Genomic DNA, 13429 nt, shown 5'->3' on the forward strand with positions numbered 1-13429 from the left:
ATTCGCAGGAGAATAGCACATGGCTGAACAGGTCCGCAGCACTCAGGAAACCCTTACCCAAGGGGAGATCGACAACTACGACATCGAGGAGGCCAAGCGCCGGGCTCGCGCCAGCCGGGCAAAGCGGGTCCGGCGGATGCGCAAGGAGGCCGAGTTCGACGAGGACGGCGAGGCCTTTCGCAAGGCCTTTGACTGGGACATCACCAAGCGCCTGCTGACCTATCTGAGGCCCTACCGCAAGCAGCTCTTCGGCGGCATCTTCCTGTTGCTGCTCTACAGCGCCATCGTGCCGGTCTTTCCGCTGTTGGTGCGCACCGCCATCGATCGCTACATCGAGCCCGTGGAGGCAGCCTTTGCCGGCCTTAGCGTGGACGAGCGCTTTGGCGGCCTGCTGGTCATCGCCGCCATCTACCTGGGCCTGCGCGTGCTCAACTTCGGCCTGCGCTACGGCTACACCTACTTGGTCACCTGGATGGGCCAGCACGCCATCTACGACCTGCGGCGGGAGATCTTCAGCAAGGTCCAGCGCCTGCACCTGGGCTACTTCGACCGCACCCCGGTCGGCCGCCTGATGACCCGCATCACCAGCGACGTCGACGCCATCGAGATGATGATGCGCGACGGCGTGGTCGGTTTGGTCGCGGACATAGCGCTCTTAGTCGGCCTGCTGGTCTTCATGTTCAGCCTGAACTGGCAGCTCGCGCTGGTCACCGTGGCGGTGATGCCGATTCTCTTTTTCGTCATCAACATCCTGCGCACCAAGATCCGCGAGGCCTACCGCGCGGTGCGGCTGGTAACCTCGAAGTCGAACGCCTATCTGCAGGAGAACCTCTCGGGCATGAAGACCATCCAGCTCTTCAACCGCGAGGCCCGCAACTCGCAGCGCTTCGATCGTGTCAACCTGGATCTCCTGGACGCCAACATCGAGCAGATCCGCTGGTTCAGCCTGTTCTTTCCCAGCGTGCAGGTGATCGGCAACCTCTCGACGGCGCTGATCCTCTACTTCACCGCCACCCAGGTCCTGGGCGTCACCCCCGGCACGGTGACCATCGGCGTCCTGACGGCTTTCATCTTCTACTCGAGCTCCTTTTTCAGGCCGCTCCAGGACCTCAGCGAAAAGTACAACATCATGCAGGCGGCGATGGCGTCTTCAGAACGCATCTTCAACCTGCTCGACACGCCCGAAAAGATCAGGGACCGGCCCGACCCCCTCGGTTTCGAGGGCGGCTTCAGGGGCGAGGTCGTCTTCGACGGGGTGTGGTTCGCCTACGAAGGCGAGGACTGGGTCTTGCGCGACCTGAGCTTCAAGGTAAACGCGAGCGAGTCGGTGGCCTTCGTGGGCGCGACGGGCGCGGGCAAGACCACCATCATTTCATTAGTGAGCCGCTTTTACGACGTGCAGAAGGGCGCCGTCAGAATCGACGGCAAGGACGTGCGCGACTACGACCAAGTGGCGCTGCGCCGCCACGTGGGCATCGTCTTGCAAGACCCCTTCCTGTTCAGCGGCACGGTGCGCAGCAACATCTCGCTGAACGACGACACCATCCCGATGGCGCGCATCGTCGAGGCCTCGAAGTACGTCAACGCGCACGGTTTCATCGAGCGGCTGCCGCAGGGCTACGACACCCCCGTGCGCGAGCGCGGCGCGGGCTTCTCGACGGGCCAAAAGCAGCTCATCGCCTTTGCGCGGGCGCTGGTGCAAAACCCGGACATTCTCTTGATTCTGGACGAGGCCACCGCCAACGTCGACACCGAGACCGAGGAGCTCATCCAAGACGCCCTCGCCAAGCTCATGCAGGGCCGCACCAGCATCATCATCGCGCACCGCCTGTCCACCATCCAGGACGTCGACCGCATCATGGTGATGAAGAAGGGCAAACTGATCGAGTCGGGCAACCACTTCGAGCTCCTGAAGCAAGACGGCGGCTACTACCGCAAGCTCTACGAGCTCCAGTACCAGGAGCGGCCGGGCATCAAGCAGGAACCGAGCGCGGTCATGGGCGACGATTAGGGACGGGGCTGGGGTTAGGGCTGGGGTTAGGGCTGGGGTTAGGGCAAAGCCGGCCTCCACCCTACAACCCAACGAACAGATCGTCCACCGGCCCCTCGGGAAAGCCCCCGCGCAGGCCGCCCAGGCTGAAGGTCTCGAGCCTCAGCATCTCGGTCCACAGTTCGCCCGGCATGCCGGCAAAGGACGACTGCGGGCCGACCTGCGAGCGGTGCGCGCGGATGGCGGCCCCCTTCTGCTCGAGCACCTCGTCCACCTCGAGCACGGCCGCCAGCGAGTCCGCCGAGACGCCGTAGAGGTCAGGGTCCAGGTCGCTCAGGGGCGACGGGCCCCTCTGGGCCTGCATGGCCCGCATCGTCTCGGCCTTTAGGACGTTGTAGAAGAGCCGCCGCGGCGCGGGCTGCATCACCCCGCCCGCCGACCAGAAGGCCGCCGTCGCCGCGCGGTGGATGACGAGGTGGTCGGGGTGGCCGTAGATGCCGTGAGGGTCGAAGGTCAGCATCACCTGTGGCTTGGCCTCTTTGATATGCCTGAGCAGCTCGCGCTCGAGCCTCTCGGGGTCGGCATTGATCAAGGCCCGCTCGTCGTCCCGGCGCAGCCTGTCGCCGCGGCCGGAGTCGTGGTAGCCCAGGAAAATGGGCGGCAAGAGGCCGAGGATCTCGCAGGCGCGCTCCAATTCGGCTTGGCGCAGCGCAGCTATGTCCTTCACCTCGCCCAACTCGGGGTCGGTGAGCTTGCCCGCCTCGCCGCGGGTGGCGCAGACGAGCTGCACGCGCGCGCCTCTTGCGGCGTAGCGCGCCAGGGCGCCGCCCGCACCGAAGGCTTCGTCGTCGGGATGGGCGTAGATGCCGAGCAGGCTGAGCTCGGGCTTGACGGGCTTGGTCATGAGCCATTTTATCCAAACCAAGGCCGCACGTTCTGCCTCACCATCCGTCACCACGCTTCAGGTACCAAGCGTCGAATCCGTCACACCCACGAGACTGCTCGAGCGCGAGGGTCCAGGCGCGGACGACTACCTGTTGAAGCCCATTGCCGCCAAAGCCTTGGCTCGCTACCTCGAGCTTTACTCCCCTTCTGAAAACGGTCCCGACCCCCTGCGGTTGTAGGCGGCCAGATTGGATCGTAGGCGGCCAGATTGTGGGCGACATCGCCTACGGGACCGTAGCCGCCGACGTAGACTGATGGGCATGCTCAAGACGACTGCTCAGGACGACCGCAAAGAATCACCCCCGCCCAAACCCCCGAGCCGGGGTGAAGGACTCGACGACCAGAACGAGGAGGCCGACGACACCGGCCTCTACGACCGCGACGAGGACATGTACAATCAGGACGCCGAGGTGCTCGACAACCTCGGCGAGGACGACGACTGATGCAATGCCCAAGCCGACCCATCAAGCTGCGTCAATGTAAGCCCACAGGCGGCAGCGCCGGCGCGGACGCCCTATCATAAGAACCGCTTGTCCGCTTTGGGTCATCGTCTAATGGGTAGGACACCGGATTCTGGCTCCGGCAATTCAGGTTCGAGTCCTGGTGACCCAGCCACCGAGCGCAGCTCCTTTAGCTGCGCCTTTTTCTTGGCAGGTGTTGCTCCGACCTGCCTAGGTTTCGGCAACAACCACCCGGTAGACGAAGGTCATCGTCTGTCCGGGCCCTAAGGGCAGCAGCAAGGTCCAGCGGACCACATTGTAGGCCTCGGCCTCGACTTCGTCCCCATCCGCGCCCACAACCGGCGGCTCCGAAAAGGTCTGGCCGCCGTCGGCCGAAAACTCGGCGCGCACCTCATCTGAGGTCGGTGTGGCCGAACCCCCCAGGTAGCGGGTGGCCGGCGGCACCGGGCCGCGCAGGATGACGGTTCCGGGCGGCAGGGTGGCCTCGCCGCGGTTGCGCAGGGTGAGCACGTACTCGACGGTCTGACCGGGGGGCACCAGGATCTGCCCGTCCGCACTCGTCTGCGCCCTTTCGCGCTCCTCGGCCACAGCGCCGTCACCCCCGGTCACCTCACGGATGACAAAGGCCTCGAGCTCGACCACCACCGGCGTGTCCGCGCTCTCTTGCGCGCCTGCCAGCGGCAGCAATGTCAGCAGCAGCACCAAGCCATAGCGTCTTTTCATCGCGGTTCTCATAGCCCTGAGTCTAAGGCGGCAAGATGAGCGGCTATTGGGCGCAGCCGGGCCACCATTCATCTTCTAATAGCGGCGCGGCTTGCGGTCTTTGGATCAAGGCGGGGCTATACAAAGAACATGCGATTTATCCTGCGCGACAACGAAACCGTCGAAGCGGCACTCCGTCAAGAACTCGCCAAGGAGGGCCTCGAGCTCACCGATCTCGAGGGTGACGGCGACGAGTACGCCTGGTTTGCCAGCAACGACGAGACCGAGCGCGTCAAGGGCCTCATGAAGCGCGTCGGCGAGGGCGAGTTCGAGATGGAGTACGAGCCCATCTCCTGGTAAGCTCTAGAGTCCAGCCAGAACCAGGTTCGCCGCGATTGCATTTTGGCCCGCCGAAGTGCTACGCTTTGTAAGGCCTGAGCGTGGGGCTGTGGCGCAGTTGGGAGCGCGCCTGAATCGCACTCAGGAGGTCAGGGGTTCGAATCCCCTCAGCTCCACCACGAGAAGGCAAGTGCAGGACGGTAAAAACTAAGCCCCGGTTCATCCGGGGCTTGCTCCGTTTGGGCCGATTTACTGCTATTTTACTGCCATCCTCGAGGTTACGGTTTTTTGACCCGTACCGCGGTAGCCTTGGCTCAGGAGGACGGATGACCCATCTCGACATTCTGGGCATGAGCTGCGAACACCGCGAGGCCACCGTCAAAGGGGCGCTCGAGGCCGTGGAGGGCGTGACCGCGGCGCGCATCGACCTGACCAGGGGCAGAGCCGTGGTCGAAGGTTCGGCGGAGGTAGCGGCGCTCATCGCGGCGGTGGAGGATGAAGGCTATCAGGCTTCGGAAACGGCTCATGGCGCCGGCTGATCCGAACAAGCGGCCAAGCGACGAGCCCCTTTGGCGGCGGCGCGGCGTCCTCTTGGACATCTCGAAAGGATAAGCATGGCAAACCCGGAGCGGACGATCAAGGGCCTGCTGAGCCTTGTGGCCGTGTTGTGGCTGGCTTTCTTTGGCGCCACCGCGGTTTCAATAATCTTCGCGGGGCCGGAGCGGCCCGAAGTGGTGGACGTGCTCTTCGGGGAGGAACCAGCAGAGGCGGAGGAGCCCCCAGAGGAAGCGGAAGAAGATCCCGAGGAGGCGGAAGAGCCCGAGGAAGAGCCGGAAGAGCCGGAAGAGCAAGACCCCGAAGGGACGGAAACGTCCTGAGAGGCCGAGGCTCGAGCCTGACCGGGTCGCCTCTTCAGAGCTCCGGGTTGTAGGGCCGAAAAGAGCGCGAACGTGACAACGTCGGCGATACCGGCCGCACCGGCGAGCACGACGATGAGGAGGCGCTGGAGGAAGGTCTGCCGCGTTACACCCAGCTTCCAAACCTTACGAAGGCCTAGGACTCGAGGACATCGGGCTTGACGGGCGCCGCCCTGACGGACCTTGGCGGCGAGGCCCGCCGCTCCATCTCGCTCAGCCACAACAGGAACAGCACCGCGATGGTCAAGAGGAAGATGAAGGTGCCCGGCGTCCGCATGATCAGGCCGGCCAGCCGCTGGTCCGCGATGGGCGTGAGGCCCCAGGCGCCGACGCTCGCCTCGTAAAGGGGGTAGAGCGGCGTGGGCGCGAAGACGAAGAGGGCGCCGAGCACGGTGCTGTGCACCGAGGTGATGAAGACCAAGAGGATGGCTCCGCCGTAGTTGAGGCGCCTGCGCCCGAGCGGCTGGACGACGAGCCACCAGAACAGGCCGGCCGCAAAGAGCATGCTGGCGTGCTCGAGGGCGTGAACCAGGGCGCTCTCGACCGCGGCCTGGTAGAGGCCCGGCAGGTGCCAGACCCAGAGTATGACGGCGAAGAGGCAGCAGACGACGAGCGGGCCGGTGAGGCCGTGACAGAGAGCGCGCACCCGCCGGGAGTCGTTCCACCAGCTCCCCGCGGCGCGGCGGCCCCTGCCGGGCAGGGCCCACAGCAGAGGCAGCAGGGGCGCGCCGAGAACGAGCAAGGGCGCGGCCACCAGGGCGAGCAGCATGTGCTGGGCCATGTGCGCCGAAAAGAGCGCGTGGCCGAGCGCGTCCAAGGGCGAGACGAGGGCCACGAAGAGCGTGTAGATGCCCCCGGCGAAGGCGGCCGCCTGCCAGCGGCCGACGCCCCTGCCCACGCCGGCCCGGCGCCACAGGACCCACAGCCCTCGAGCGTAGAGCAGGCTCGCCGCGATGAGGCTGAAAAGGATCAGCGGGTCCCAGTTCCAGGCGGACGACAGCGTCGCCGGCGTTATCAGGGTGCCGTCGTGGGCGAGACCGACACCCCAAAGGGCGCTCAGCGCAAGGAGCAGGAGTCGCTCCGGGTGACGAGCGCGGCCCATGAGGCCTACGACGGCGGCATTTCGCGGCTCCCACAAAGCTTTTCTCCCACCCGGCAAGGCTAGCACGTCCTCAGGAAAAAGAACGGCAGGCCTCCCGCTAAGATGGCCAGCAGGAAGATGCCGTTGATCACCACGCCGAAATAAGCCATGAAGCGGCTGCGTCCGCTGGCTTCGGGGGCGCCGGCCTTCTCGACGGCGTCGCCCAGCACCCCTTGGGGCTGGCTCAAGTAGGCGACGACGGCGGCAATGATCGCGGTCAGCCCGGCCAAGAGCGTGACCACCAGGCTCAAAAACTCGGTCGCGCCCACGCCCAGGACGGTAAAGGCCAACCGGTCGCTGTTGCAGGCGACCTCGGTCAGAACGTAGCTGATCGCAAACTGCAAAGCCCAGGCGACGATGCCGCCCAGAAAGCCGAACCATTGCCAGGCGGGATGGCTGATGCCGGGCGGCACCCCGTCAGGTCCAGATCCCGCAGCGGCTTCGGGAACGGCATGGGCGGACGAACTCTTGTCAGGCATCGTTTAGCTCCTCTATAACCAGGGGCTCCTCTATAACCAGGGCGACAGGTACATGGTGAAGTAAAGCGGTATCCAGATGACCACCACGAAGTGCCAGTAGAGCCCATTCACCTGAACCGCCAGGTGGCGCTCGGGGGTGAACATACCCCTCAGCGCCATCGCCAGGACCACCAGCCCCTTCAAGCACACGCTGATCACGTGGGCGCTGTGAAAGCCGGTCATGGTCCAGGTGATCGAGCCGTAGGCGTGGGTGGTCCAGTTGTAATCGTAGCCGCTGTACTCGGTGTACTTGAGCGTCAGGAAAACCAGACCCAGGACGATGCCGGTGGCCTGAAGGACCTTGAGCTGTGTCTGCTTGCCCTCTTGGATGCCCTTGTCGGCGAAGTACATGGCGGCGGAGCTAGCAATCAGGATAAAGGTGTTGATGGTCGGCAGGAGCAGCTGCTTTTTGTCGATGCCCGCCGGCGGCCACTCCGGGTTGTAGAGCTTTAGGTAAAAGTAGCTGGCGATGAGCCCACTGAAGACCACGATCTCGATGAGGATGAGCCCCCACATACCCCACCAGGTCACCGACTGCGGGCCGTGCGGGTGAGCGGTCAGCTGGGGCGTAGGCAACCGGACGCTCATGAGGCCAGCTCCTTGCTGAAGGGCCAGTGCCAGCCGATCAGCGAAAAGTAAAAGAGCAGCCCGCCTACGGGGACCGCCCACAGGGTGAACATCGCGCCGACGAAGATGATGCCCGTCGACAGGGCGGCGAGCAGCGGCCAGATCGTCGGCCCGACTAAGTTGATGCGGCTTTCGGGCTCGGCGTCCATGATGGTGGTGCCAAAGGACTCGCGCTGGTCGTCGCGAAACTGCGCCCGCGCCCGCTCACCCCGGTCGGCGGCGGTGTCTGCGCCCTCATAGCGCTCCCCTTCCTCCCAGAGCGGATAGCGGCTGCGCACAACCGGCGGGTAGAGAAAGTTGTACTGCTGCGGCGGCGAGGTGGTGGCCCACTCGAGGCTGAAACCACCCCAGGGATTGTCGCCGGCCTTCTCGCCGCGCTGCAGGCTCCGCGCCACGTTCAGGACGAAGACCAAGACGCCCGCGGCGAACATATAGGAGCCGAGCGTCGAAACCAGGTTCAAGAGGCCCCAGCCGAGGTCGGCCTGGTAGGTGTAGACGCGCCGCGCCATGCCCATGAAGCCGAGCTGGTGCTGCACCAAGAAGGTGAGGTGAAAGCCGACGAACATCAGCCAAAAGGTCCACCTGCCCAGGCCCTCGTCCAACATCTTGCCGGTGGGCTTGGGAAACCAGTAGTGGAGCCCGGCGAAGAGCGGGAAGACCGCCCCGCCGATCAGCACGTAGTGGAGGTGGGCGACCACGAAAAAGGAGTCGTGGACCTGCCAGTTAAAGGGCACCGCCGCCAGCATCACGCCGGTGACACCGCCTAAGACGAAGGTGACGACGAAGCCCAACAGGAAGAGAAAGGGCGTTTTGATAATCGGCTTGCCCTGCCAGGCGGTGGCGATAAAGGCGAAGATCTGGATGCCGCTGGGGATCGACACCATCATGCTGGCGGCGGCGAAAAAGGACAGCGCGATGGGGGGCAGACCGACGGCAAAAAAGTGATGCACCCAGAGGCCGAAGGAGAGGACGCCCATCGCGACGAGCGACAGCGTGACCAGGCTGTAGGCGACGATGGGCAGGCGCACGAAGGTCGCCAAGACCGCCGCCACCACGCCCAGGGCCGGCACGAAGATGATGTAGACCTCGGGGTGGCCGAAAAACCAGAAGAGGTGCTGGTAAAGGACCGAGTCGCCGCCCATCGCCGCATTAAAAAAGTGCGTGCCGACCATCCTGTCCATGCCCACGGTGATGGTCGCTAAGAGCACGGCGGGCATGGCGAAGATGATCATGAACGACATGATCAGGATGGCCCAGACGAAAATCGGCATGCGGCTCAAGCTCATGCCCGGCGCGCGCAGTTTGAAGATGGTGACGACGAGCTCGACCGCCGCGACCAGGGCGGAGATCTCCAGGAGGCCCACGGCGGTCACCCAGATGTCCATGCCGTAGCCGGGGGTAAAGTCCGTGTCCGAGGAGAGCGGGGCGTGGGCGAACCAGCCGGCGTCGGCGCCGTGACCCAACAGAAAGCCGCCGTAGAGGGTGACGCCCGCAATGAGATAGACCCAGTAGCCGTAGGCGCCTAAGCGCGGCAGGGCCATGTCGCGGGCGCCGATCATGAGGGGCACTAAGTACATGCCCAAGCCCTCGAAGATGGGCACCGCGAAAAAGAACATCATGGTGGTGCCGTGCATGCTGAAGAGCTGCCGGTAGAGCTCGGCCGAGACCAGGTCCAAGTCGGGCTGGGCGAGCTGGCTGCGCATGATGACGGCGAGGATGCCGCCCAGAAGCAAAAAGATAAAGCCGGTGACGATAAAGCGCATGCCGACGATGCGGTGGTTGACGGGTGTGAGAATGCCCCGGATACCCGACGGCGGCGACCAGGTCTTGATGAGGAGCTCCTCGTCGGGCTGGTAGCCCCCCCCCACGTTTGGGGCTCGAGGCGGTGGTTGGTCGCTCATGGTCGCTCCGAAGCCATTGTCAAGTGTGCAAGGGTCAAGTGTGCAAAAAGGCTGATGATCACGCTGAACCTCAAGTGAGAAGCCGGTCGGGATTCCTGAAGTAGCGGTCTTTGAGCGCGTCGCCGGTCCGGTAGGCCAGCGCGCCCATAGTCGCCGACGGGTTGGCGCCGGGGTTTTGCGGGTAGAGGGCCGCGCCGGTCACGAAGACGTTGGGCGTGTCCCAGACCTGCCCGTAGCCGTTGGTGACCGAGTTGCCGGGGTCGGTGCCCATGATGGCGCCGCCGTTGATGTGGGTGCTCTGATAGGGCTCGATAGAGAAGTCTCCCAACTCTTCGTCCGTCTCCATCCGGGTCGGGCTCATCCGCCGCATGATCTCGATGACCCGCCGGGCGACGAAGCGGTACATGTCGCGCTCGTTCTCCTTGAAGTCGAAGGTCATGCGCAAGAGCGGCAGGCCAAAGGCGTCGCGGTAGTTGGGGTCCAGGTCGAAGCGGTGATCGCTATAGGCGATGCTCTCGCCCTGAAAGGTGATGGGCACGTAGGCGTCCCAGTTGCGGCGCAGGTTTTCCTTCCAGGCCCGGCCCCAACCCCTGGTCGGCCCGCCATCATTCTCACCCTCCTCGCCGTTCTCGCCGTTGCCGGCTTCGCCAAAAGGGGTGTCGCCGGCCGTGCCGACCGGCTCGCGCTCGCCGGGCGTGCAGAAGATACCGCCGCCGCCGATAAAGCCCAAGTCCGAGTGGTCGAAGTTGTCGCCGTAGAACTCGTAGAGGGTCTGCTGGGTCGAGGTGTTGCCCATGAAGAGGTTGAAGCGCCGCCCCTCGAAGACGCCCGTGGCTGGCTCCCTGAGGATTTGGTAGGTGAAGTTGCGGCCGAGCTGGCCGCGGTCGCCGCCGATGCCGCCTGGATGCACATCCGAGCGCGAGAGCATCAGCATGCGCACGTTGGTCATGGTGTAGCCGGTGCTGATCACGATATCGGCGGGCTGCTCATGCTCCTCGCCGGTATTCAAGTCGATGTAGGAGACGCCGGTCGCCAGCCCGGCGCGGTCTAGGTTGATGCGCGTCGCCTTGGCGTGCGGCCGGATGTCCCAGCGGCCGCTGGCGAGCGCGACCGGGGCGTGGACGTTGTGGCCACTCGCTTTGGCGTCGACGTGGCAGCCGTAGCGGGTGCAAAAGCCGCAGTACACGCAGCCGGCGCGGGTGTTGCCGAAGCGGTCGGTATAGGCCTGCGACTGGATACCCGAGGGCATCACGAAGGGCCGGTAGTCCATCTCGCGGCAGGCGTCGGCGAACATCTCGGCGGGGATGCTGGTGATGAGCGGCGGCAGCGGGTAGTCGCGCGACTGCGGCAGGTAGGGATTGCCGCCCTCGATAAGCTCCCCGCGCAGGTTGCCGACCTGACCCGAGACGCCCAGGTCCCACTCGGCCTCGCTGTAGTAGGGCTCGAGCTCCTCATAACTTACCGGCCAGTCTTGAATGGTGCTCCCCTCCGGCAGCTTGCCTTCGCCGTAGCGCTCGATGTGGTGGCTGCGGTAGCGAAAGTCGTAGGGCAGAAAGCGGAAGTACTGCCCCGACCAGTGGACGCCCGAGCCGCCAAAGCCCTGGCCGGGGTGAAAGGCTCCGTAACGGCGCATCGGCAGGGCGGGCGCACGAGGGTTGGGCCGCCAGGTCCAGCTCTCGCGGCCCAGACTGTGCATCAGGGCGTAGCGGTTTTGGTAACGCAGCGCGTCGTGGTTGTGCGCGAAGTCCGGGTAGGTGTAGCGCATCGGCCCCTGCTCGAGGGAGACCACCCGGTGGCCGGCCTCCGTGAGCTTCCAGGCGAGGATGGCGGCGCTCCAGCCCGCGCCGATGGTCACCACCTCGACCTTGGGATGGACCGTCACGGCGTCACCTTGTGCGCCGTCTTGTGCGCCGTCTTGGGAGTCATCGCTCGGCTCACCGCGTGTCCCGGCGCGTCTCGCCGTCCGAGCCGAAGACGGGCAGGACGACGTGCGGGTTGGCGGGCTGGCCGGGGTGGACGTGGTGGAGCATGGCCAGGCTCTGCGGCTCGCGGTCGTGGCCCTCGCTCAGCATGTCTCTAGCGGTGTAGGCCCGCTGCGCGCCGGGGTAGTCCAGCAGCCGCCAGCCGACCATGTCGCGGTTGCCGCCGTAGACGGGGTCGGAAAACATCCCCTGGATGGTGTGGTTGCGCAGCATCTCGAAAAATTCACCGGCTGGGGGCTCGTCGAAGGCCTCTCCCTCGGCCACGGCCATAAGGACCGCATCCTGGTCCTCTTCGGAGAGGCTCGCGAAGTCGCCGTTCATGGTCTCTCGCGCGTAGCGCTCGAGCGCCGCCAAGCCCGAGCGGTACATCTCGCGCGGGGTGAGGGGCAGCTGGTAGCCGTAGCGCTCCAGCTCGTCCTCGGGCACCCAGATGACGCCATAGGCGTCTCCCTCAGGCGGCGCGTCGCCTTCATAGCCTTCCGCGTAGGGAGGAGAACGGTAGAAGGGCTCGTTGAAACCGTGCTCCTGCGCCAGCAGAAAGTCGATGAAGGTGACCACCCCCGCTTCACGCGCGCCGGGGTCGTCCGGGCTGCCGGGGATGATGCGGGCGCTTATAGCCTCGACGGCGCGCGCCTCTCGCAAGGTGAAAAAGCGCAGCAGCCCCCCCTGCGGCGGCTCGGTGGGCGCGAAGGGAACTTCGGGGTGAGGTTCGCCAGGAAACTGCTGAAGAACCGGCGTCGAGGGCGCGAGCGGCGGCCCCGGGGTGTGGGCATGCGGCGCCGCCGCCTCCTCTTGCCCGCGCGTCGTGACCCCGCTGAGGCCCGCCACCAAGAGCGTGCCCGACGCCTTTAGGAAGCCGCGCCGCGACAGCCGCCCTAGCAGCGTGTCGTCCCCGGCTTTAGGAGGCGCCTCTTGTGGTGTCGTCTCGTTCTTGTTCATGTCTTTCTTGTTCATGTCTTTCTTGTTCATGGTCTCTCCGTCTTTACCTGAGCGCGTACAGATAGGCGGCCATGTCCGCTGCGTCTCCTTCGCTGACGCCGAGATTGGGCATGGCCGTCCCTGGAACGAAGGCTTGGGGGTTCTGGAGCCAGCGGATCATGTTGTCCGGAATATTGGGCAGCCTGCCGGCGATATAGCTCCGCTCGGCGATGCCGGTAAGGGACGGCGCCACCCTGCCTCTGGCCTGGCGGATGCCGGCCACGCTGTGGCAGGAGCCGCAGCCGTAGCGAAGGATGGCCTCGCGACCCCGCTCGGGGTCGGCGCCGGCTATCTGCCGCTCGGGCGCCACCGCGATCCTGTGGACGCCGCTGGAGACGAAGACCGAACCCGCGAGCACGGCGACCCCGGCCAGGACGACGATCAAACCGACCGGCAGCCGTAAGCGGCGCATCAGCCGCTCCCCCTTAAGCTGTTCTCCCTCTTCATCAAGTCCATCACTCCAAAAGCTCGAGGTAGGCGAGAAGCGCGTGCAGGGCCTCCGGCTCCATGTACATGGGCGGCATCTTGTTGCCCGGCTTGATCGCCTGGGCGTTGACGGTCCAGCCCGCTAGGTTGCCGCGGTTGTTCTCGATCATGCGCGCCCCCAAGGTGCGGCGGCTGGCCAAGTGGGTGAGGTCGGGGCCGAGTCTGCCCGAGGCGGGGGTGCCACGGACGGCGTGACAGTAGACGCAGGCCGAGCCGAGAAAAATCTGCTGCCCCTCGCGGCTGAGGGCGTCTACCGGCTCGGGGGCGGGCTGGCGCTGAAGCTCGAGCCAAGCGTTGAACTCATCTTGCGTTTGGGCGATCACTAAGAACTCCATGTTGGCGTGCTGGAGCCCGCAGAACTCCGCGCACTTGCCGAAGTACTCGCCCGGCTCGTCCGCTTGCAGGTACATGGTGTTGCTCCAGCCCGGGACCATCTCGATCT

General features: G+C 65.3%; 16 protein-coding genes and 2 tRNA genes. 8 read left to right on the forward strand and 10 right to left on the reverse strand.

The genetic code is table 11. The features are described from left to right. Positions 1 to 19 precede the first annotated feature (19 nt). Positions 20 to 2011 carry an ABC transporter ATP-binding protein/permease gene (locus M3498_19190; GenBank protein ID MDQ3461395.1) on the forward strand — a complete coding sequence of 664 codons (1992 nt, stop codon included), beginning with the start codon at positions 20 to 22 and terminating at the stop codon, positions 2009 to 2011. A gap of 61 nt (positions 2012 to 2072) precedes the next feature. Here the strand turns inward: M3498_19190 and M3498_19195 are convergent, their stop codons facing one another. Next, positions 2073 to 2894, reverse strand: coding sequence for a PIG-L family deacetylase (locus tag M3498_19195; GenBank protein MDQ3461396.1), 822 nt, complete (start codon positions 2892 to 2894; stop codon positions 2073 to 2075). Here M3498_19195 and M3498_19200 point away from each other — a divergent pair. The 3 genes from M3498_19200 (at position 2893) to M3498_19210 (ending at position 3550) form a co-directional block, all read left to right on the forward strand. Then, positions 2893 to 3114, forward strand: a complete 222-nt coding sequence (locus M3498_19200; protein ID MDQ3461397.1) for a hypothetical protein — start codon at positions 2893 to 2895, stop codon at positions 3112 to 3114. The genes M3498_19195 and M3498_19200 overlap by 2 nt on opposite strands. A gap of 81 nt (positions 3115 to 3195) precedes the next feature. Continuing rightward, complete coding sequence (locus tag M3498_19205) at positions 3196 to 3378, forward strand: hypothetical protein (protein ID MDQ3461398.1); 183 nt, start codon at positions 3196 to 3198, stop codon at positions 3376 to 3378. 97 nt (positions 3379 to 3475) lie between these two features. Continuing rightward, positions 3476 to 3550 (forward strand) — tRNA-Gln (locus M3498_19210). A 56-nt stretch (positions 3551 to 3606) separates the two neighbouring features. On the opposite strand, the gene M3498_19215 is transcribed toward M3498_19210, so the two are convergent. After that, entirely contained in the window at positions 3607 to 4119 is a 513-nt protein-coding gene (locus M3498_19215; GenBank protein ID MDQ3461399.1) for a hypothetical protein, read from the reverse strand. A gap of 129 nt (positions 4120 to 4248) precedes the next feature. Between M3498_19215 and M3498_19220 the strand changes: the two genes are divergently transcribed. The 4 genes from M3498_19220 (at position 4249) to M3498_19235 (ending at position 5315) form a co-directional block, all read left to right on the forward strand. After that, on the forward strand, positions 4249 to 4458 hold the full coding sequence (locus M3498_19220) for a hypothetical protein (protein MDQ3461400.1): 210 nt from the start codon (positions 4249 to 4251) through the stop codon (positions 4456 to 4458). A gap of 82 nt (positions 4459 to 4540) precedes the next feature. After that, positions 4541 to 4616: transfer RNA gene (locus M3498_19225), tRNA-Ala, on the forward strand. Positions 4617 to 4763: 147 nt separating this feature from the next. After that, positions 4764 to 4976, forward strand: a complete 213-nt coding sequence (locus tag M3498_19230) for a heavy-metal-associated domain-containing protein (GenBank protein MDQ3461401.1) — start codon at positions 4764 to 4766, stop codon at positions 4974 to 4976. Positions 4977 to 5051: 75 nt separating this feature from the next. Further along, the gene (locus M3498_19235; GenBank protein MDQ3461402.1) at positions 5052 to 5315 is read left to right on the forward strand and encodes a hypothetical protein; all 264 of its coding nucleotides are present in this window, start codon (positions 5052 to 5054) and stop codon (positions 5313 to 5315) included. Positions 5316 to 5490: 175 nt separating this feature from the next. On the opposite strand, the gene M3498_19240 is transcribed toward M3498_19235, so the two are convergent. The 8 genes from M3498_19240 to M3498_19275 all read right to left on the reverse strand — a co-directional run. Then, positions 5491 to 6492, reverse strand: a complete 1002-nt coding sequence (locus tag M3498_19240; protein ID MDQ3461403.1) for a cytochrome c oxidase assembly protein — start codon at positions 6490 to 6492, stop codon at positions 5491 to 5493. Between the two features lie 23 nt (positions 6493 to 6515). Beyond that, positions 6516 to 6974 (reverse strand): hypothetical protein, encoded by a 459-nt coding sequence (locus tag M3498_19245; GenBank protein MDQ3461404.1) that lies wholly within the window; start codon positions 6972 to 6974, stop codon positions 6516 to 6518. 30 nt (positions 6975 to 7004) lie between these two features. Next, the gene (locus M3498_19250; protein MDQ3461405.1) at positions 7005 to 7601 is read right to left on the reverse strand and encodes a cytochrome c oxidase subunit 3; all 597 of its coding nucleotides are present in this window, start codon (positions 7599 to 7601) and stop codon (positions 7005 to 7007) included. Beyond that, complete coding sequence (locus tag M3498_19255; protein MDQ3461406.1) at positions 7598 to 9541, reverse strand: cbb3-type cytochrome c oxidase subunit I; 1944 nt, start codon at positions 9539 to 9541, stop codon at positions 7598 to 7600. The genes M3498_19250 and M3498_19255 overlap by 4 nt, the downstream gene beginning before the upstream one ends. Positions 9542 to 9611: 70 nt before the next feature. Further along, a complete protein-coding gene (locus tag M3498_19260) occupies positions 9612 to 11423 on the reverse strand; it encodes a GMC family oxidoreductase (protein ID MDQ3461407.1) in 1812 nt (603 codons plus the stop codon). A gap of 52 nt (positions 11424 to 11475) precedes the next feature. Next, complete coding sequence (locus tag M3498_19265) at positions 11476 to 12492, reverse strand: gluconate 2-dehydrogenase subunit 3 family protein (protein ID MDQ3461408.1); 1017 nt, start codon at positions 12490 to 12492, stop codon at positions 11476 to 11478. A gap of 13 nt (positions 12493 to 12505) precedes the next feature. Then, positions 12506 to 12913, reverse strand: coding sequence for a c-type cytochrome (locus M3498_19270; GenBank protein ID MDQ3461409.1), 408 nt, complete (start codon positions 12911 to 12913; stop codon positions 12506 to 12508). A 43-nt stretch (positions 12914 to 12956) separates the two neighbouring features. Continuing rightward, a partial coding sequence (locus M3498_19275; GenBank protein MDQ3461410.1) for a c-type cytochrome occupies positions 12957 to 13429 on the reverse strand: 473 nt, incomplete at its 5' end.

The sequence above is a fragment of the Deinococcota bacterium genome (genome assembly GCA_030858465.1).
Taxonomy (GTDB): Bacteria; Deinococcota; Deinococci; order Deinococcales; family Trueperaceae; genus JALZLY01.

What these genes read in the sequence shown, in the direction of transcription:
- M3498_19190 (MDQ3461395.1), top strand. Translation starts at nt 20, where the DNA reads ATGGCTGAACAGGTCCGCAGCACTCAGGAAACCCTTACCCAAGGGGAG.
- M3498_19200 (MDQ3461397.1), top strand. Translation starts at nt 2,893, where the DNA reads ATGAGCCATTTTATCCAAACCAAGGCCGCACGTTCTGCCTCACCATCC.
- M3498_19195 (MDQ3461396.1), bottom strand. Translation starts at nt 2,894, where the DNA reads ATGACCAAGCCCGTCAAGCCCGAGCTCAGCCTGCTCGGCATCTACGCC.
- M3498_19205 (MDQ3461398.1), top strand. Translation starts at nt 3,196, where the DNA reads ATGCTCAAGACGACTGCTCAGGACGACCGCAAAGAATCACCCCCGCCC.
- M3498_19215 (MDQ3461399.1), bottom strand. Translation starts at nt 4,119, where the DNA reads ATGAAAAGACGCTATGGCTTGGTGCTGCTGCTGACATTGCTGCCGCTG.
- M3498_19220 (MDQ3461400.1), top strand. Translation starts at nt 4,249, where the DNA reads ATGCGATTTATCCTGCGCGACAACGAAACCGTCGAAGCGGCACTCCGT.
- M3498_19230 (MDQ3461401.1), top strand. Translation starts at nt 4,764, where the DNA reads ATGACCCATCTCGACATTCTGGGCATGAGCTGCGAACACCGCGAGGCC.
- M3498_19235 (MDQ3461402.1), top strand. Translation starts at nt 5,052, where the DNA reads ATGGCAAACCCGGAGCGGACGATCAAGGGCCTGCTGAGCCTTGTGGCC.
- M3498_19245 (MDQ3461404.1), bottom strand. Translation starts at nt 6,974, where the DNA reads ATGCCTGACAAGAGTTCGTCCGCCCATGCCGTTCCCGAAGCCGCTGCG.
- M3498_19250 (MDQ3461405.1), bottom strand. Translation starts at nt 7,601, where the DNA reads ATGAGCGTCCGGTTGCCTACGCCCCAGCTGACCGCTCACCCGCACGGC.
- M3498_19255 (MDQ3461406.1), bottom strand. Translation starts at nt 9,541, where the DNA reads ATGAGCGACCAACCACCGCCTCGAGCCCCAAACGTGGGGGGGGGCTAC.
- M3498_19265 (MDQ3461408.1), bottom strand. Translation starts at nt 12,492, where the DNA reads ATGAACAAGAAAGACATGAACAAGAAAGACATGAACAAGAACGAGACG.
- M3498_19270 (MDQ3461409.1), bottom strand. Translation starts at nt 12,913, where the DNA reads ATGCGCCGCTTACGGCTGCCGGTCGGTTTGATCGTCGTCCTGGCCGGG.